Genomic DNA, 18,482 nt, shown 5'->3' with positions numbered 1-18,482 from the left:
CCATCATCGCAGGTCAGCGGGCACCTCTTCTCGTTCCGCCTTCCGCAGCCGGCCGTCATGCGGTGGATCCAGGCTCAGGCACAGTGGTGGCCGATACGGATGAGGCGCATGATGACGGGCCGTTACCGTTCCTCTCGACCACAACCACTGCCTTACGGGCGCACATCCACATCCGCTCGGCAGCGAGTGACAGGAAACGGGGGGAACCACGCATGGCGTGGGACGAATGGGAGCAGCTCAAGACCGCAGCGGCCGAGCGGCAGTCCGCGCAGATGCAGCTCAACCAGTTACCGGCAGACCCCGGTGGCGGTACGGGCACCCTCATCTCGAACAGGTCGGCCTGGACGAAGGCCGGTACGGACATCGGCTCGCTGCGTGAGGACATCGGCAAGGCGACGGCGAAGCTGAAGGACGGCCAGACGGGACTCGGTAAGGAGTCCGGCTGCCTGACCGCCGCTGCCCAGAAGGACGTCCACGCCTCGTGGGAGACCTACGTCAAGAACGTCAGCGGGCGCTGCGGAAAACTCTCGGGCCTGCTGGTGAAGGCGGGCAACGACCAGCGTCAGACGGACGAGTCGGTCGAGGCGGAGATCGCCAAGCTTGAGGTGGCGTACGCGGACACACCTGCTGTCGGCGGCCAAGGCAAGGGGCGGTAACAGACGTCATGGACCTCGCAACGCTCAAGGCCCTCAAGCCGACCGAGTACTCCGAAGCGGCCGACGGCTACCGCAGCACCTCCGACATGGCGAGCACGGCCAAGGACCGCATCGACAACCAGATCTCCGTGGCCATGCGGAACCACCTGAAGGGCGAGGCCGCCACTGCGGCGGTCAAGCAGTTGAAAAAGCTGGGCCAGAACTTCCACTACATCCAAGCGCAGTGCGGCCTCGTCAGCACCGCTCTCGAAGCGTTCTCGTACGAGATGGAAGCGGCCAAGCGGAAACTCGACACGGCCCTGGGGAACGCCAGGGCGGCGAACCTCACCGTGAACTCCGACGGTTCGGTCACCTACCCGCCCGGCGGGGAGAAGGGCGAGGACGGCAAGATCCCTGGCGGTGGCACGGTGAGCGGCCTGACAGGCGGCACGGCCTCCGCCGTCGGCCGTCAGGCAGCCAACTTCGACCCCAACCCCCACCACCGCCTCGCACAGGACTGCGCCGACTTGATCGCCACCGCCCTCAAGGAGGCGGCCGAAGCCGACGGGAAATGGGCACCGAAGCTGCGGGCATTGAAGGCGGACGACGACCTCACCGTCTCCGACGCGGACTGGGCCGACACGTCCTCGGACACGAAGGGCGTGACCGAGGCCGGCAGGAAGTACCTCGACTCACTGCCACAACCGCCCAAGGACGGCAGTCCGAAGGAGAACGCGGAGTGGTGGAAGGAGCTCAGTGCGGAGAAGCGGACCGCATGGATGTCTGCCAACCCCAAAACCGTGGGAGAGCTGAACGGACTTCCGTCCACAATCCGGGACGAGGCCAACCGCATCGTTTTCGACGAGACGCGCGCACAACTTCAAATGGAGTTGGACTCGATACCTAAGCCTCCCGCCAATGAGTGGACGTGGATCACGGCGGGTCCATACCTGTCCAAGGTGCACACTGACGAATGGATGGACTGGCACAGAGAGTACGGGGACCGCTACACGCAGCTGAATCAGACCCTCAAGGGTATGGGCTACATTCAAGACCGCTTCGACCGGACCGGTGTAGGAGGTCTACCCGAGGCATACCTACTCGGATTCGACCCCAAAGGGCTGGACGACGGGAAGGTCATCATCGCCAATGGTAATCCGGATACGGCTGACCATGTAGCCGTCTATGTGCCCGGAACCTACGCCGGCCTCGAAAAGATAGGGGAAGGCGGAGATCACGGAGACATCGGTCGCGGGGAGAAGCTGTGGGCGGAGAGCAGTAAGCTCTCACCGGGCCAGAGCGTTTCCACAATCACCTGGCTCGACTACAACGCCCCAGACAGCATCGTCCCGCAAGCCACTAACGGAAAATACGCGGAAGAAGGCGGTCCGCGCCTGTACGAGTTCCTCCAAGGCAATAGGGAAGCCCATGAGAGCGCGTCGGGAAACACCGCCCACACCACGGTTATCGGTCACAGTTACGGAAGCACGGTTGTCGGCGTATCGGCGCAGTCCGCAAGTTGGAGTGATCCTGAAGCCGTCGACGATTACATCTTCGCCGGGAGCCCTGGCGTCCAAGCGGACCGTGCGGCCGACCTGGGTGCAGGCGCGAACCATGTCTGGGCGATGGGAGGGCCTTGGGACGACCAGTTCGTCCGCCAAGGCGGCCGCCTGATGGGCCTTGGCGACAACCTGACCATTCCGACCGACGAATCGTTCGGTGGGAACATCATGAAGAGCGACTCGGGTGGGCACAGTGGATTCTGGGATGACGAATCTCAGAGTCTGCGCAACCAGGCCGCTGTGATCACCGGCAAGTATCATAGGGTTGAACTTGAATAGGCGATTTTCAGAATTTACGTATGCCGTCGCGGCCTGTGTTTTCCTGGTCGCTTGTTCGCAGGGAAGCGAGTCAGTCGACATGGAAGTACGTGACGGGGAAACCGTCAAGACGCAGGTTGAGCAGGCATCCAGCCGAATTTTGGAAATGATGGAAATCAAGGGAAAGGTGACGGATGTCGGCGCAGTGACCGTTCGATGTGCGGAATATGACTCGGATGAGGAAGTTTACCGTGTACGCCACCCGTGGAGTGTGTACCAGGTCCCCGTATCAGATATGGAAAATGCTATGGACCGCCTCCGTAGTGGACTGCCGAAGGAAGGTTGGGAGATCGTAAAGGACGGCGTGGACGGCAGCCCCGCCAAGAGCCCGCAGATCGTCGCCGAGTCCAAAGGCCAGGAGTACGCGGTGGATGTGCGGTTGCTCGATGAACGAAAGTACAGTGACGACCCCTCACTCATCGAGGTAACGGTTCAATCGGCCTGCTACCGGGTCAATTGACCGTTTCGTCTCCACATCAGCGGCCAGGGGTCGGTGACGTCAATTCGTTGAAGCAACACCTCGGGTCGGGATTCGCTGCATTGCTTCCTGTGGGTGAGGCCGCCGGGCACGGACGGCCTGATGCCCGCCCACTCCCAGTACTGGGAGGGTGACTCCCTGACCCACATGGCGAGGATCGTGACTGGAGGAACTCCGTGAGGCAGTCCCAGGTGAAGTTTGTCGCCGTCGTACTGGCCATGACGATCGGGACGGCGGCGTGCGGGTCGGGGCAGTCCGGGAACACGAGCAGCAGGACACCATCGAAGCAGGTCACCATGGACGAGCAGCAGGCAACCAAGCGTGCGGAGGAAGTCATTCACCAGGCCGTGGACGGCATGTCGCCCCAGCCGACGCTCAAGCGAACGGGGCTACGGTCGGTCGGTCCCTGCCTCGCTGACGACCATGCCACCGGCGAGCGCGTGCAAGTCCATATCACGTACCAGCTGACTGATGTGCCAGGGGATGCGGCGAAGAAGCTGGTGCGCCAGGCTCGGGACGTCTGGGTGAAGCACGGGTACGAGTTCCAGGGATCGGACGCCGACTGGTCCGCCCCTTTCCCGTCCGTCAGCATGCGTACCGTGCCCGACGATTTTTGGATGACCGCACTCACCGGAGTCGTCGACCGGGCGAAGACCGAGGGGCTGGCGTCCGTCAGTGTGACCTCGCCATGCTTCGCCGACGACAGTAGCCACTGCTGACCCTGCCTCCCTCCGGACTGTCGCTGACGAGCAGGCAGAGCGCCGTGTCCTGGACCACTCCAGCCGCCTCTACGACGCGCTCCGGGTACCACACGCAGCCGCACGGGACGGAGAGGGCATCGGTACCTACCAGGACGGTCAGGACACGTACTCGCACCACTCCTGGTCGACTCGGCCGCTCACGGCAGAGGAGACGGTGACGGTAATGGCACGTGCGCGGAACTTCTTCAAGAACGCAGGATGGAGCGTGCACGTTTCACCAGAGGTTGGTGTTTTCTCGATTGTCGCCCGTAATACCCAGGACGGGAGCGTGGCCCGGGTCTCCCCGTCCATCATCGGCGTTGTGCGCGTCGCTGTTACGATCGGTGCGGTGCCTCGGGAGCATCATGAAAAGCGAATCTGACGGGTACAGCGGATTCTGGGACCAGGGTTCTCAGGGCTTGCGCAATCAGGCCGCTGTAATTGCCGTATTAGGTGCTGTCATGCTGGTCGGCTGCGACGTGGCGCCCAACACTGCAAAGCGCGCTCCAGGAAATAATAGAGCGGTCATGGATATCACTATGCAGCAGGCAGGTGAACGCGCTGATTCGATGCTTGACGCGACTCTGAACGCAATCAAGCCTGAAGTCAACTGGACTCATAGCGGGACTTCTGGGGGTAGTTGCGATGTTTCTCGCTCGCGCATGGTGATGACCATCATCTCCAAGGAGCGCCGAGGGAACTTTCTTGGAGTCTTGCAGCGCTTCTGGGAGAAGAACGGGTACATGATCAAGTCTGTGAACATGAGTGAGAAATTCCCAGCCATTTTCGCTCAATCGTCTGACGGGTTTGGTGTCTCCCTTGTCGTCGGTGGTGCAGGGCAGGTCGCCTTCGAGGTTGATTCCCCGTGTGTCAAACCGTCCGAGGTTGCCGATCCCACAACTCCAGCCAACGGTCCCGACTACGACTACCCCATTCCTCGTCCCAACGTTCATTCTGACTTCTGGTCGTCAACCACGCCGATCTCCTCGGCCTTGCCAACGGCGTCGGCGGGCTGACGATGACTCAGGAAAGTCGTCTCCATCACCCTGCGGGGGTATGTTTTAGGGGCATGCCGACAGTCCCGCTCCAAGCGTGATGCGTGCTAATTCCGTGAGACAGAGTTCCCGTAGGGCAGTCGCCGCGCTAGTTCTGCTACTCGCCGGATGCGGGTCGGCCGAGTCCGGATCCTCCCCCGAGAAGCAGGGTACGCAGATGACCATGCAAGAGGCGGCCGATCATGCGGACGTCATCCTTGACGGGACGTTCGCTGCCATTGAGCCCGCCGTCCACTGGACCCACGGTGAGTCGACCGAGGGCAGTTGTGACGTGTCGCGGCGTCGTGCGGTGATGACCGTTATCTCCCCAGAACGTAGGGGAAGTTTCCTCGGGGTGGTGGAACGCTATTGGAAAGCTGAAGGGTACCGACAGTTCGGTGTCAACCGGAGCGCCAAGAGCCCTGCGACATACTTCGAGACGCCCGACCAGTTCCGCGTGCGCCTTCTTATCGGCGGCAACGGCCAAGCCTTCTTCGAGGTGGCCACACCATGCGTCGCCAAGTCCTCGGTGTCGCCGCCGACAGTAGATACGGCCGGTCCCAACTATGCAGGAAAATCCATCCCGGACCCCAACGTCCGATCTGACTTCTGGTCGGCAACCAGCCCGACTTCCTTCCCTTCGCCAACGACGTCGGCGAGCGAAGGCTGAACCGCAGCGGCGCGCATGCCGTCGAGAGTCGACATCTCTTCTGATGCCTCTGAAGCTGTCAGTCGGTTTCCGAGCCTGGCAGCGCCCCGTTCCGGGCCGCAGATGGAGACCACCTGGCGGTCACCGCCAGGTGGGACTCCAGAGAAATAGTGGCAGTTGATACACAAGCCCGGCAGTATCACTTCCTTTCTCCGGATCGCCCGTCGAGGGCTTCGGGGTACGGCGCGTCAGGCGGTTTGCGGTGTCCAGGTCTTCGGTGACGGCTTGTCGGCCGCCGACTGGGGAACCTTCGCGCAGGAGGTGTAGCCCGACAGGAAGAGGGAGGTGGTCAGCTCGTTCCACGCCAGGTCGAACTGGTCGCCTGTCGCCGGGTCCTGGACGCGGAAGCCGAGCTCGAAGAAGTTCTTGCCCCGACGGTTGCTGTCGTGGGTGAGGGTCCAACCCGCCGAGGTGAACTTCCGCCGCAGGCGAGCCTCCGTGGCACGGGCGACATCGGCTGGGATGTCTTCGACCGTCCAGCTGAGGTCGAAGGTGACGACGTCCGGCAGAGTCTTATCGATGCTGAGGCCGCCCGCGTAGCAGCTGTGACCGGGGATCACCTGGACGGGCTTCACTGCCTTGTGGGGTGGCAGGGCCATGCCGTCGTACGCCCACTGCGCGCGGTCCGTCAGGCGCTGGGAGAGCGTCGCAGGGTCGGCGGAGGGGTACTCCCGCTCCAGCACGGAGCAGCCCGCGGTTGTCAGGGCGGCGAGCAGCAGGGCCAGGATCGTGGCGGTCTTCCTCATGGGTTCGACCGTACGAACGAGGCGGCGTCGGCCACATGAGCACGGGTACTCAAGCTCCGCAGGAAGGCTCCGGGGGCGAGGCGACAGCCTGGCAGCGGCAGCGGGACTCTTCGGGGGAACTGACGACAGTTGAATAGGCGAGCCCACCTGTACCAACCCCCTCTGCGACCGCCGGCGAACCCGCGGCAAGACTCACACACCCGGCCCGGGCCCGGCCGTCACCGCACCTGCGGCCTCACACCCCGCCGGGCCGAAGCTAAGGTCGCCGGATGCGTCAATTCACGGAGAAAGAAGCCTTGTCAGGGATCGTGCATGAGGCGCTGGGATCCGGGTTCCACATAGTCGCAGTGGACCGGTTGCGAGGTGGGAGCAAGAAGGGGGTCTACCGCGTCCGGGTCGACGGACCGCGGGCAGCGAGTGTGATCGTGTACAGCTGGGCCGAGTCCGAGAACTTCTGGCCCGGTTCGGAAGACGCCGACGCGGCCCACCCGTTCGCCCCCGCCTCCGGGCTGGTCTCCTTCCTCGCCGCTCAGCGGAGGCTGGACCGCCTCGGGGTCCGGGTTCCCGGGGTGCTCCTGGCCGACGACAGCCGCCGGCGGTACCCGGCGGACGTCGCGGTGGTCGAGGACGTGGCCGGTGGCACCCTCGAAGCGCTTCTGGCGACGGACCCCACCCGCGCAACAGACGCCTTGGGCGAGCTGGCCGCCATGCTCGACGTGATGCACCGGCAGCACAGTCGGCGGTACGGCAGGGTGGACGTGCTCGAACGGGGCGACAGGGCGAGCGGTGTTCCGTGCGAGCGGCTGGTTCTCGAGCGTGCCCTCGAGGATCTGGCGTACGCGGCGGGACGGGACCCCGGGATCGGGTCAGCCGCGGCCCCTCTGCGCGACCGCCTCCAGGAGCTGGCCGCAGGCGTCCCGCCTCGGACGAGCCACGGACTGATCCACGGCGAACTCGGGCCCGACCACGTCCTGGTCGACGCCTCCGGGCACCCGGTCCTGATCGACATCGAGGGGCTGATGTTCTTCGACGTCGAGTGGGAGCACGTCTTCCTTCGGCTCCGCTTCGGTGAGCGGTACCCGGCCTTGTCCCGCCCCGGCCTCGATCCGGCACGGCTCGACCTCTACATGCTCGCCATGCGTCTCTCCCTGGTGGCCGGCCCCCTGCGCCTCCTCGACGGCGACTTCCCGCACCGGGCGGCGATGCGGGGGATCGCCGAACACAACGCCAAGGAGGCGTTGGCCCTCCTGCCGTCGGCATGACCGAACGGACAGTTCCCCACGGCCCGGGCCCGGACCCGTGACCGGCGCAGGCCGGGAGGGGAGGACGGCGGTCGGACCGTTCTTCCCGTCCACGGGGGAGCGGCCCGCTACGGGTCCGCCCGACCCCAGGTCGCAGTCAAGTCGACGGATGCGCCAAGAGGCCGGCGAGCAGGTCGTCGAGCGGGGCGGGTACGCGGTCGGGTTCGAGGGCCTCGACGAGGACGCGGCCGTAGCGGATCTTGCGCCCCTTCTTCGTGCCGAGGAAGCGCCGCAGCTGCTGTTGCGGGGTGCGGCCCTGCTGCGCGGGCTGGCGCAGGAACGTCTGCAGGGCGCGCAGGTCGCCCTCGGCCCGGACGAGTTCCTCCACCCGTGCCACACCCAGCGCGCGGATCAGCTCGTCCTCCAGGTCCGCCGCGCAGACGAAGAACCGCTGCGGCTGTGCCGCACCGGTCACCGCCGCACCGGTCAAGGCGCGGGCGTAGAAGCGGCGTTCCCTCACGTCGCACAGTCCCGTGAGGCGCAGGCCCAGGCCGGGTGACGGCCCGAGAAGCCGGGCGAAGCGCCCGACGCTCATCGCACCGCCCATCGGCAGGACGCAGACCCCTTCGCCCTCCAGGTCCCGCCCGCGCCGCTCAGCCAGTGCGTCGACGGCCGCGGCATCGCTCGGCCCTTCGAGCAGGACGACCGCCCGGACGGGCAACCGCGCCGCCAGCTCGCGCGCGGGCCCACCCGGCCCACCGGCATCCCACGCGACGACTGCTTCCCGGAACGCCCCCATGTCGGCCATGGGAAGAGTCTCCGCCCTCTCCGGTCGGCACGGTACGGGTTTTCCCTGCCGGAGCCTCGGCGATCTTCCCCTCGGACGGAACCAGGTGATCCGGACGGGCGTTCACGGCAGTGGAGATCCTGACCGGAGGAGAGGATGATCTTGGATACCGTGGGGAAGCCCTCGTCCCGGCGCAAAGTACTCGCCCTGGGAGCCGGAGCAGCACTGGCCACCGCCTTACCCGCGAGCGGAAACGCCCACGCGTCGACCCCCGAGGGCGGCAGCGAGATCACGCGCCGGCTGAGAGAGCTCGAACAGCGGCATTCCGCCCGGCTGGGGGTCTACGCCCGCGACGCCGCCACCGGCCGGACGGTGCGGTACCGCGCGCACGAGCGTTTCCCCGTCTGCTCGCTCTTCAAGACACTGGCCGTCGCGGCCGTGCTGCGTGACCTCGACCGGGACGGGGAGTTCCTGGCCAGGCGCATCCGTTACACCGGGAAAGACGTCACGGACTCCGGCTACGCACCGGTCACCGGCAAGCCGGAGAACCTCGCCGACGGCATGACGGTCGCGGAACTGTGCGCCGCCACCATCTGCCACAGCGACAACGCCGCGGGAAACCTCCTGCTCCGGGAGCTGGGAGGACCCACCGCGATCACCCGGTTCTGCCGCTCGATCGGGGACAGGACGACGCGGCTCGACCGGTGGGAGCCCGAACTGAACTCCGCCGAACCGTGGCGCACGACGGACACCACCACCCCGAGCGCCATCGCAGGGACCTACGCCCGTCTGGTCCTCGGCACCGCACTCGCGGCCGGCGACCGCGAACGGCTCACCGACTGGCTGCTCGCCAACACCACGGGCGGTGCGAAACTGCGAGCCGGTCTGCCCTCCGACTGGACCGTCGCCGACAAGACGGGGGGCGGGATGTACGGGACCAACCACGACGTCGGCATCACGTGGCCCCCGGGCCGCTCACCCCTCGTCATGGCGGTCCTCACGACGAAGCACGAGCCCGACGCCTCCCCCGACAACCCGCTGATCGCCGAAACCGCCACCCTCCTGGCGAGAGCACTCACCTGACGCCTGGAACAGGGTCTGGAAACGGCTCGGGCGGTGCTCGCGCGGTGAGCGCGGCACCGCCCGGAGCGATGTCGAGGGCGAGGAGAGCGAAAGGACTTGTTCAGGAAAGGAGTTGAGAAGGAAGCCCCTTCATGGCCTCGCCGTGGGAAACGCTAGCACTCAGCCGGGGACCACGTCGCGCAGGTTTTCGAGGGTGACGACCCGGGAGTCCGGGTGCAGCCCCTCGGGACGTTCGAGACCGATGTACGTCACGGGCTCGTCCGGGACCGGCCCGCCGTCCCACAGGTCCACGGCCGTGGTGTCGCCGGACATCAGGTCGACCAGGTACCGCACCGTCAGGTGCTCGCGCTCCACGACGGCACGCACCACCTTGGACACCGAGACCTGGTTCTGCTCGACCCGGTTGGCCGACGAGATGCCCTTCAGGTACAGGTGCAGCCACTTCGCGCGCCACCGGCCGTCGTCCTCGCGCCGGAACACCAGCGGCAGCGCCACCCGGCCCGCCCCGCGGAGTTCCGACTTCATGCGCACCGTGCGCGGCTCGAACGGCCGGCCCCGCTGTTCGCCGTCGCGCAGCATGAAACCGAAGAACGACTCCTCGACCTCCTCGAAGCCCTCGCCGTCGTAGATGTTGACCTGCGGGACGATGAACGCGCCGCGTACCCGGTCCAGGGACAGGTCGATGAACTCCGAGGCCCCGTCGGGCGCCCGGGTGACGTCGCCCGAGTGCTTGCCCCCGACATCCCTGAGGGAGGTGTAGGAGAGCCAGGAGCGGGTGTTGTAGTCCGCGTCGAGGAGCAGCGCCGAGAGGTCGTAGTCGGTCCGGCGCTCGGTCTGCTTCCAGTACACGAAGAAGCGCAGCTGTTCGCCCGCGACCGCCGAGAGCGAACCTCGCGGCAGTACGCCGAGCCCGGCCGCGGTCGCCCTGCCGCTGAGCGGGAGCGCCACGTCGAGGACGTCGGGGTCGAGCAGCAGCCGGTCCGGTGCGGGGAGCCTGCGGCGCAGCTCGGCGTCGAGGGCGGCGATCAGCCGGTCGCGGTCGGCGGCGGGGACCGGCGGCCGGGCGTCGGGGGCGGCCCGGCCGCGGCCACGGCGGTTGACGAAGATCCGGGGTGCGCCGGTCTCCCGCTCCCGGTTCTGGAAGTGCTCGCGGACCGAGAGCACGACCCGGCCGGAGACCTCGGGGGCGACCCGCGCCGCGGCGGCCACCACCGCGTCCCGCTCGTCCTGGTCGGCGGCGCTGCGCAGCAGGAGGTCCAGGGCGCGGAACAGCTTGCCGGGAGCGGACGTCAGCAGCCGCACCGCCCCGAGGACGTCGGACGCGCCGAGCAGCTCCTCGACGCGGCTGTCGAAGGAGCGCGCCTCCTTCTCGCCCCGGGCCACGGCGAACACATCGGCGGCGTGCGGCCGGCGCGGGTACTCGTGCGGGTGGAGACGCTCACCGAGCCGCTTGAAGGGCTCGCGGTGCGCGTGCACGTCGGCCAGCTTGGCGGGGTTCGCCGCGACCACGGCGTCGAGACCCGCGAGCAGCGCACGGCGGGCCGGCCGCGGGAGGGTCCGGAACCGGGTCGGTTCCTGCAGCGTCACGTCGCCGCCCGACAGCGCGCAGGCCAGCCGCAGCACGTCGGTGACGGTGTCCAGCAGGAGGTCCGCGCCGACGGCGAGACGGGCCTCGTTGACGACCGCCCGGTTCTCCCGGACCGGGATCGACTCCGGCTGGGGACCGAGCGCGCAGCACTCGGCGAGGGTCCTGAGGTCGCACAGGTGCTCCTCGCCCAGGGGCGTCGTGCTGCCCGCCAGGGCCAGGTACAGGTCCGTGAGTTCGTCGTCCAGGCCCCGCCCGAGGTGCAGCACGGTCACCCGGTCGCCCGCCGAGGCGATCAGCTCGTCCTGCGCCGCGAGCATCTCCTCGTAGGTGTGCTGGTAACGGCCGTACGTGGGGAGGCCGATCAGGTTCAGCGCCCCGTGTGCCAGCTGCGTCAGCACGCTCTCGCGCGAGGTGTCGTCGCCGAGCGCCTCCGCCACGCACCGCGTCCAGAACTCCTCGGTGTCCGGCACGTTCGCCGGGAAGTCGATGAAGTACGAGTTGTGCCGGACGTGGTCGCCCACCATCTCGCTCACGGTGCGCAGCGTCCGCTTGGCGGTGTGCAGGACCGCGGCCTCGGACAGCCCCGACAGCCGCTCCAGCAGCTCCGCCGAGAGCTTGAAGCCCACGGACGTCAGTGCCGCGTCGAACTGCCGTGCGGCGGTGGCTCCTTGACCGGCGGAACCCGCGGGGGAGGGAAGGCGGCGGGTGTGCCGGATGACCAGCGATTCGAGACTGTGCGCCATTCGGGGATGATCGCAGAGGCGTTCGAGACGGCGCACCGGAGTTTTCGTGCGCGCCGTCGAAGGCCCTACCGGGCGGCCGACGGCATCCGGACGACCGCGGTCCCTCCGTCCAGGTCCACCGTCGTTCGGTTCGGCGGCGCCCCGTCCTCCTCGTCGTCGCGCATTCTTCCCACCTATGGGTGAGCGACGCGTTCCGGGAGCGCACCGTCCCGGCACTCTTCCAGGTGAACGCGTACTCCCCGTGCCGGTTCTCGGCGCGGCCGCGCGCAAGGCCCGGGGTGGCCTCACCACGGGGACGCGGCACGTCCGGTGGCGCAGAGGGGACGCGGACGGCCCGGGACGAGGACGCCGGACCTTTCGCCCGCCCTCGCTACGATCTGCGCTGCTATGGGCCGATGCACCCGAGCTTGCCGTGATGCACGCGGCTGACCTGCCGCTATGCGGCGATGCAGGCGCCGGGACGTCGGCCGTTCCGCACGACGAGGGGGAGGGACACAGACATGGCGCACGAGCCGAAGGGCCGGGACCGGGAGCGGCGGCCGGGAGAGCGACGGCCGGAGGAGCGACGGCCGGGGGTGCAGCTGGCGTGGCTGCTGCGCCGCTGGTGGGAGGAGGCCGGGAACGCACCCGGCGGCACGCGGCCCACCCAGCAGGCACTGGCCTCGAAGGTCGGTATCGACCAGACCACGCTCTCGCGCTACCTGAACCCGAAGCACACCTCGACCGCCCCGCCGCGGGTGGTGGAGACGCTGCACACCCACCTGCGCGCCCCGGCCGCGGAACTGGAGCGAGCACGGGAGCTGTGCCGGGCGGCACTGGAGGAGACCAGCCGTCAGCGGGTCGCCGGCCACGGGCCGGAGCCCACCGGAGGAACCGGCACCGCGTACGGCGGCGCCCCGGCCGACGGCACGGACGGGCCCGGCGCCCCGAACCGCCGCCGGTCCCGGTGGACGGCGCTGACCCTGGTGGCCACGGCGGTGGTGCTGGCCTTCGTCGCCGGGACGGTGGTCCGCGACCAGTACGCCCCCGGCCCCCGGACACCGGCCGACGGCGCGGCGGCCGGTGCCGCACCGGCGAGCGGCGCGCCGGCCGAGGAGGCGCTCCAGTGGCCGCTGCTGCTGAAGGAGGAGGGGGACCAGTTCGCCCGTGGCCGCGCCCTGCAGCACCTGCTGAGGGAAGAGGAGTACGAGGTGAAGGCGGACGGGTTCTTCACGGACGAGACCCAGGAAGCCGTCATGGACTTCCAGCGCAGGAGGCATCTGTCGCCCGACGGCAAGGTGGGCAAGCACACCTGGCCCCAACTGGTGAGGGAACTCGGGCCGGGCGACGAGGGCCACGCGGTCCTGGCCCTCCAGGAACTGCTGAACAACACGGGCCAGGGAGGCACGGAGGTGTCGGGGAGGTTCACCGCGGCGACCGCCGACGACCTGAGGTTCTTCCAGCGCAGCCACGGCCTGGTGCCGAGCGGCCGGTCGGACGTGCAGACCTGGTTGTCCCTGCTGGTGTTCCAGAGCCCGCCCGTCCACGCCCCCGACTACCAGAGGAGCACGAGCCCGCTCCCCTCCGCGCCGGCGTGAGCGGCACCTTCCGGCGACCACAGCACACCGGGAATCTCGCCGAGGGTGAAGAGCTGTTCGCGGACGCCGTCGGACAACGTCTCAGAGCTGAAACGCATGGCGTTCTGAGCCTTTCGGGATGCCTTCTGCGGGCACTCCCCAGACCATGCGAAGGAGGGAGCCCCGACCTGCCACAGCGTTGATCGGTCTCACCTCCTCGGTTCGCAGCAGCGCACGGCGGCGCCGAACGTACCACGCGGCATCCGACCGCGTCCGCGCGATATCACCGACCGACGGCCGCCCCGTGCGCGCTTCGCCATGCGGCTCAACCACCTCCTGGAACAAGTCGGTCTCGCACCTGCCGGACGGGCCGGCGTCCGATCGGCACAGGGCTGCGTCTCCGTCGGGAAGGACCGCGCCGGGCGCCGGCGAGAACCGCCCCGAGGCGCCGTCGGTGGCGGGGGCGAGGCTCGGGGCGGTGCGGGTGGACGGGCTATCGCGCGTCGTGCGGGCGGGGGTGCGGGGGGTGGTGGTGCTCGGTCAGGACGTCCAGCAGGCGGGTGAGTTCGTCCTGCTGGGCGGGGGTGAGGGGGGCGAGGAGTTCGCGCTGGGCGTCGGCGATGAGCGTGTCGAGGCGCTCCAGGCGGCGGCGGCCGGTGGGGGTGAGGGTGATGACGTTGCGGCGGCGGTCGGTCGGGTCGGGTTCGCGGCGGACGCATTCGGTGTCGGCGAGCTCGTTGAGGACGGCGACCATGTCGCTGCGGTAGATGCCGGTGCGGCGGCTGAGTTCGGCCTGGCTGGCGGCGCCGGCCTCGGTGAGCGCGACCAGCACGGCGAAGTGCCACTTGCGAGCGCCTTCGGCGGCCAGGCGCTCGCTGACGAGCCGGTCGGCGACGACCGCGGCCCCGGCGAGCAGGCGGCTGGGGATGGCGCGCAGCCGGGCCGGGGTGGGGTCGGGGGTCGGGCTCATGGGGGATCCTCCACCTCTTGTGTTAGTGCCACTAACAGCCTACCTTCGTTAGTGTCACGAACGTTTGAGTTGCGAACGAATTCCCCTGGAGTGAAGACCGTGATCAAGCCGTTCCGCATCGACATTCCCCAGGCCGACCTCGACGACCTGACCGACCGCCTCTCCCGCACCCGTTGGCCCGACGAGGTCGCCGACGCCGGGTGGGACTACGGCTTCCCGCTGGCGCGGCTCAAGGAGCTTGCCGAGTACTGGCGCACCGGCTACGACTGGCGTGCGCATGAGGCCGGGCTCAACGAGCTTCCGCACTTCACCACCGAGATCGACGGCCAGAACATCCACTTCGTCCACGTCCGCTCCTCGAAGCCGGACGCGCTCGCGCTGGTCCTCACCCACGGCTGGCCCGGTTCGTTCCTGGAGTTCCTCGACGTGATCGAGCCGCTGTCGCGCGACTTCCACCTGGTGATTCCGTCCATCCCGGGTTACGGCTTCTCGGGGCCGACCCACGAGCGCGGCTGGGACGCCGTCCGGGTCGCGCGGGCCTGGACCGAGCTGATGCGCCGTCTCGGGTACGAACGCTACGGCGCGCAGGGCGGCGACTTCGGCGCGGGCATCTCGATCGCGCTCGGCGCGGTGGCACCCGAGCAGGTCGTCGGGGTGCACGTCAACTACCTGCCGACCCGGCCGGTCCCTGATGCCGGCATCGAACTGTCCGAAACGGATGAAGCCCGACTGGACAGGATCCGGCAGCTGATGGCGAACCGTCCGCCGTACCAGGCTCTGCAGGCCCTCACCCCGCAGACCATCGGCTACGCGCTGACCGACTCGCCGGTCGGCCAACTGGTCTGGATCGCCGAGCGCTTCGCACAGTGGACCGACCCCGCCACGCCGGTCAGCGACGAGCGGATGCTCACCGACGTCTCGCTGTACTGGCTGACCGCCACGGCGGCCTCCTCGGCGCGGTTCCACCACGACGCCCCGCGGGGGGACCAGCAGCCGTGCCCGGTGCCGCTCGGCGTCGCGGTGTTCGCGCACGACATCACGCAGTCGGTGCGACCGCTGGCCGAGCGGCTGTACGACATCAGACACTGGTCGGAGTTCGAGCGCGGCGGCCACTTCGCCGCGATGGAGGTGCCGGAGCTGCTGGCCGAGGACGTCCGGGACTTCTTCCTCACCCGCGTCGAGGACGACGACCGGGTCGCCGCCCGCTGAGAGGTACCGCAGCTCTTCCTCCACCGGACTTCGGTCGCTCACGCGAAGAGCGCAGAGCTGCACCAGGCGGCCCTGGAGGGGGATTCGGTCCGCCGGCGGACGGGTGAGTCGGGTGTGAACACCCGTCCCGGGTTCGGCTGCCCTCGTGCACACGAGTTCGGGCCACCGGTCAGCAGCCTGGCTGCCCGGCCCACCTGCCGTCGGAGAGTCGATCCGTTGTTCCACAGCCCACAGGCGGCGCAGCCGGGCAAGCCCTTCTTCGTCACCCGGGTGAACCACTTCGCGCCGTACGCCACACGGCACGCACCGGCAGGGTGTCACCGGGACCGTTTCGGCGCTCCGCCTGGGAGAACCGGCTCGCGCCGAACCGGGGCAGGCGGCCACGGCGTCGGCCGCGTTCGCGGCTGCCGCTCCGGCAGGCGGCGTGCGCCAGGGCCTGTCCGGCGGATCACGTGACCACCTCTGGTTCGCGTCGCTGGCGTGATCGGCGCTCGGCAGCGGGGAGTCGTTGGAAGGCGCGCCGGTAGGCGGTGGGTGTGGTCTGGGCTTCACGGGCGAGGTGGAGGCGGAGGTTCGTTGCGGTTCCCAGGCCGGTTCGGCGGGCGATCTCCTCGACGTTGAGGTCAGTGGTTTCCAGGAGGCGCCGGGCGTGTTGGAGGCGCTGGGCGTTGATCCAGCGCAGGGGCGTGGTGCCGGTTTCCGCTGTGAAGCGGCGGGCGAAGCTGCGGGGGGAGAGCGAGGCGCGGCGGGCCAGGTCTGCCACCGTCAGTGAGTGGTCGAGGTGCTGGAGGGCCCAAGCGCACACGTCGGCCATTCCGGTGCTGTCGGTGGGCAGGGGCTGGGAGATGTACTGGGCCTGATTGGCCTCACGGTGGGCGGGGACGACCAGTAGGCGGGCGAGCTCAGCGGCTGTGTCCGCGCCGAGGTCTTCGCGGACCAGGTGCAGGCACAGATCGATTCCCGCGGTGAATCCGGCGCTGGTCAGGACCGAGCCGGCGGTGATGTACAGGGGTGCGGGGTCGACGTCGACTGCTGGGTAGCGGTGGGCGAGGTCGGGGGCGTCCAGCCAGTGGGTGGTGGCGCGGCGCCCGTCGAGGAGACCGGCCGCCGCCAGGGCGAAGGCGCCCGTGCACACCGAGACCAGGCGCGCGCCACGTGCTGCAGCGGCTCGCAGGGCTTCGATCACTGCGGGTACGGGCGGATCGTGCGGCGCGTAGCCGGGCACGATGATCGTGTCGGCCGCAGCCAGGACCTCCAGCCCATGGGGCGCAACAAGATCGAACCTGGTGGACGTGGTCACTGGCCCGGCTTCGGCGGCGCACACGCTGAACCGGTAGAGACCGGGGGACCCGGGCGCACCGAAGACCTGCGCGGGAATGGCGAGGTCGAGGGCGACGACCCCGGGAAGTGCAAGGGCGACGACGTGGTGCATGGCAGAAATCTTATGCCTCACGTCATTTCTGCCTATCGCGGTGATCAAGACCCTCTTGCACGATGGACGGACCGGATGCCTCCAGGCCCTTGACCAGGGAGAACTACTCTGATGCGTTTCATCGACGCTGCCGCATTCACCGCAGAACGCCCCTGGGGCGCGATCGATCTCGCGGCCGTGGAGGACGCGACGGTTCGGCTGCACTGGACCGACCGACCGTACAAGTGGCACGTCAACGACGGCCCCGAAGTGTTCGTCGTCCTGGACGGGGCGGTGGACATGCACTACCGGGCGGATGGCGCCGAGCGTGTCGAGCGTCTGACGCCGGGCCGGGTGTGCTGTGTCGAACCTGGCGATGTCCATGTCGCCCACCCGGCGCCGGAGGCCCGTATCCTCGTCGTCGAAAGACGCGGCAGCGTCTGAGCTTGCTCTTGAGGGCCTGCCCGTGCGAGTCATGAGCGGAGCCGGATCGCGGCGACCGTGACGGTGCCGTGGAAGGTGTAGGCCCTCCTTTTCCCGGCACCCGCGGGCGTCTCTTGCGGGCCCCGGCGGCATGCTGGTGGGCTCGGCAGGAGGTGGAGTCCACGCTCACCATCGACCAGTCGATTTCCTGCCGGAGGCGTGGGGACGCGGGTATGCCGCGGAGGCGTGCGCGGCGGCACTCGACTGGTTCGCCGACGCGCTTCCCGGCGAGCCGGTGGTGCTCTGCACCCAGACCGCCAACGACCGCTCGATGCGCCTCGCGGCGAAGCTGGGGTTCGTGGAATGCCACATCCGCACCGGCGACCAGAAAGGCCTCCGTGCCGCACCGCTGGCCGAGATCCGGGGGCGCCGTCCCCTGTGCGGCGCCCCCGGCCGGGTGGTGCTACGGCAGCCGCTTCTCGTAGCTCTCGTCCTCGTCGGAGTCGTAGACCAGCTTGCCGTCGGCGTCATAACCCTTGATGTGCGGGGCCACGGTGACCTGCTGGTCCAGGACGTCAGAGGCGACGAACCAGCCGTGGTCCAGGGCGGCCTGGCTGGTGGCACCGCCGTAGGAGACGGTCACCCGGGCCACTGACGGCTCGACGGTGCCGATGACACCCCATCGGAACGGAAGCTTCCAGTTGCCGCGGTCGAGGACCGACTGCTGGTAGAGCTTGCCGCCGTTGCTGTCGGCCATCACGGGGCCGGCGCCCGGCACATCTTCGGAGCCCACGCTGGTGTTGAGGCCGCTTACCTCGCCGTCCTTCACAGTGCAGATCAACCGGGTCTGCTTCGGTCGCTCCTTCACCGCGACGACGTACCTGCCGTCGCCGGGCGCGTTGGAGTCGCCGGTGCTGTTCATCGCCAGGATGATCCGGTACTCCTCGGCCGCGCCCAGGTCCGTGCGGAAGTCGGACGAGCCGCCTGTGTGCGACCGGTCGTATGCGAGGCACTTCTCCAGCCCGTCGACGGCCTGCCCGAAGGTGACCCCGTCGAGGAGCTGGTCCTTCGTGGCCGGCCGCGCGGGCCCCGCCGGCGCCGCGGACGGGGCCGCCGACGTCCGCGGCGGGGCGAGGACCGGCGGTGTCGATGCCACCGTGTTCCCGCCCGCGTCCCCGTCGGCCAGCGCGTACGCCCCCACGGGCATCGTCGCCAGCGTCACCAGGGCCGCCCCGGCCGCCGCCACCCG

At 68.7% G+C, this 18,482-nt stretch carries 17 protein-coding genes and 4 pseudogenes; 12 read left to right on the top strand and 9 right to left on the bottom strand.

Annotation, left to right across the window (positions count from 1 at the left end; genetic code table 11):
* Positions 1 to 212: 212 nt before the first annotated feature.
* The 6 genes from JL475_RS35105 to JL475_RS35080 all read left to right on the top strand — a co-directional run bounded on the left by JL475_RS35105 (position 213) and on the right by JL475_RS35080 (position 5,437).
* Positions 213 to 656, top strand: a complete 444-nt coding sequence (locus JL475_RS35105; protein WP_202282260.1) for a hypothetical protein — start codon at positions 213 to 215, stop codon at positions 654 to 656.
* 8 nt (positions 657 to 664) lie between these two features.
* Entirely contained in the window at positions 665 to 2,476 is a 1,812-nt protein-coding gene (locus JL475_RS35100; RefSeq protein WP_202282259.1) for an alpha/beta hydrolase, read from the top strand.
* A gap of 79 nt (positions 2,477 to 2,555) precedes the next feature.
* Positions 2,556 to 2,975, top strand: a complete 420-nt coding sequence (locus JL475_RS35095) for a hypothetical protein (protein WP_202282258.1) — start codon at positions 2,556 to 2,558, stop codon at positions 2,973 to 2,975.
* Positions 2,976 to 3,289: 314 nt separating this feature from the next.
* Positions 3,290 to 3,712, top strand: coding sequence for a hypothetical protein (locus JL475_RS40720; RefSeq protein WP_237409175.1), 423 nt, complete (start codon positions 3,290 to 3,292; stop codon positions 3,710 to 3,712).
* 386 nt (positions 3,713 to 4,098) lie between these two features.
* Entirely contained in the window at positions 4,099 to 4,749 is a 651-nt protein-coding gene (locus tag JL475_RS35085) for a hypothetical protein (RefSeq protein WP_237409174.1), read from the top strand.
* A gap of 196 nt (positions 4,750 to 4,945) precedes the next feature.
* The gene (locus JL475_RS35080; RefSeq protein WP_202282257.1) at positions 4,946 to 5,437 is read left to right on the top strand and encodes a hypothetical protein; all 492 of its coding nucleotides are present in this window, start codon (positions 4,946 to 4,948) and stop codon (positions 5,435 to 5,437) included.
* A gap of 227 nt (positions 5,438 to 5,664) precedes the next feature.
* On the opposite strand, the gene JL475_RS35075 is transcribed toward JL475_RS35080, so the two are convergent.
* Complete coding sequence (locus JL475_RS35075) at positions 5,665 to 6,222, bottom strand: hypothetical protein (protein WP_202282256.1); 558 nt, start codon at positions 6,220 to 6,222, stop codon at positions 5,665 to 5,667.
* Positions 6,223 to 6,491: 269 nt separating this feature from the next.
* Here JL475_RS35075 and JL475_RS35070 point away from each other — a divergent pair, with 269 nt between their 5' ends.
* The gene (locus tag JL475_RS35070; RefSeq protein WP_202282255.1) at positions 6,492 to 7,484 is read left to right on the top strand and encodes a phosphotransferase; all 993 of its coding nucleotides are present in this window, start codon (positions 6,492 to 6,494) and stop codon (positions 7,482 to 7,484) included.
* A gap of 136 nt (positions 7,485 to 7,620) precedes the next feature.
* On the opposite strand, the gene JL475_RS35065 is transcribed toward JL475_RS35070, so the two are convergent.
* On the bottom strand, positions 7,621 to 8,271 hold the full coding sequence (locus JL475_RS35065; RefSeq protein ID WP_202282254.1) for an ATP-dependent endonuclease: 651 nt from the start codon (positions 8,269 to 8,271) through the stop codon (positions 7,621 to 7,623).
* 141 nt (positions 8,272 to 8,412) lie between these two features.
* Between JL475_RS35065 and bla the strand changes: the two genes are divergently transcribed.
* Positions 8,413 to 9,333, top strand: a complete 921-nt coding sequence (gene bla / locus JL475_RS35060) for a class A beta-lactamase (RefSeq protein ID WP_237409171.1) — start codon at positions 8,413 to 8,415, stop codon at positions 9,331 to 9,333.
* A 159-nt stretch (positions 9,334 to 9,492) separates the two neighbouring features.
* Here bla and JL475_RS35055 read toward each other — a convergent pair whose 3' ends face one another.
* Entirely contained in the window at positions 9,493 to 11,664 is a 2,172-nt protein-coding gene (locus JL475_RS35055) for a TerD family protein (RefSeq protein WP_202282252.1), read from the bottom strand.
* 65 nt (positions 11,665 to 11,729) lie between these two features.
* Positions 11,730 to 11,828, bottom strand: a pseudogene (locus JL475_RS40715) (DUF6191 domain-containing protein); the annotation flags it as partial.
* 336 nt (positions 11,829 to 12,164) lie between these two features.
* Here JL475_RS40715 and JL475_RS35050 point away from each other — a divergent pair.
* Positions 12,165 to 13,241, top strand: a complete 1,077-nt coding sequence (locus tag JL475_RS35050) for a peptidoglycan-binding protein (RefSeq protein WP_202282251.1) — start codon at positions 12,165 to 12,167, stop codon at positions 13,239 to 13,241.
* Here the strand turns inward: JL475_RS35050 and JL475_RS40710 are convergent.
* Positions 13,241 to 13,339, bottom strand: a pseudogene (locus tag JL475_RS40710) (alpha/beta hydrolase); the annotation flags it as partial. The gene JL475_RS35050 and the pseudogene JL475_RS40710 sit on opposite strands and share 1 nt — an antisense overlap.
* A 374-nt stretch (positions 13,340 to 13,713) precedes the next feature.
* Positions 13,714 to 14,190: a MarR family winged helix-turn-helix transcriptional regulator gene (locus JL475_RS35045; protein ID WP_202282250.1), complete on the bottom strand. Its 477-nt coding sequence runs from the start codon at positions 14,188 to 14,190 to the stop codon at positions 13,714 to 13,716.
* 99 nt (positions 14,191 to 14,289) lie between these two features.
* Here JL475_RS35045 and JL475_RS35040 point away from each other — a divergent pair, with 99 nt between their 5' ends.
* The gene (locus tag JL475_RS35040) at positions 14,290 to 15,399 is read left to right on the top strand and encodes an epoxide hydrolase family protein (RefSeq protein WP_202282249.1); all 1,110 of its coding nucleotides are present in this window, start codon (positions 14,290 to 14,292) and stop codon (positions 15,397 to 15,399) included.
* A gap of 448 nt (positions 15,400 to 15,847) precedes the next feature.
* Here JL475_RS35040 and JL475_RS35035 read toward each other — a convergent pair whose 3' ends face one another.
* Positions 15,848 to 16,831, bottom strand: coding sequence for a GlxA family transcriptional regulator (locus tag JL475_RS35035; RefSeq protein ID WP_202282248.1), 984 nt, complete (start codon positions 16,829 to 16,831; stop codon positions 15,848 to 15,850).
* Positions 16,832 to 16,942: 111 nt separating this feature from the next.
* Here JL475_RS35035 and JL475_RS35030 point away from each other — a divergent pair, with 111 nt between their 5' ends.
* Complete coding sequence (locus JL475_RS35030) at positions 16,943 to 17,254, top strand: hypothetical protein (RefSeq protein WP_202282262.1); 312 nt, start codon at positions 16,943 to 16,945, stop codon at positions 17,252 to 17,254.
* A 109-nt stretch (positions 17,255 to 17,363) separates the two neighbouring features.
* On the opposite strand, the pseudogene JL475_RS40705 reads toward JL475_RS35030, so the two are convergent.
* A pseudogene (locus JL475_RS40705) lies at positions 17,364 to 17,438 on the bottom strand (transposase); the annotation flags it as partial.
* Here JL475_RS40705 and JL475_RS35025 point away from each other — a divergent pair.
* Positions 17,439 to 17,591 (top strand): annotated as a pseudogene (locus JL475_RS35025) (GNAT family N-acetyltransferase); the annotation flags it as partial.
* A gap of 105 nt (positions 17,592 to 17,696) precedes the next feature.
* Here JL475_RS35025 and JL475_RS35020 read toward each other — a convergent pair.
* Positions 17,697 to 18,482, bottom strand: a 786-nt coding sequence (locus JL475_RS35020) for a hypothetical protein (RefSeq protein WP_202282247.1), incomplete at its 5' end; no start/stop codon positions are given.

This window comes from Streptomyces sp. M2CJ-2, assembly GCF_016757295.1.
GTDB lineage: Bacteria > Actinomycetota > Actinomycetes > Streptomycetales > Streptomycetaceae > Streptomyces.
This window is presented reverse-complemented; position numbering and strand designations above follow the sequence as displayed.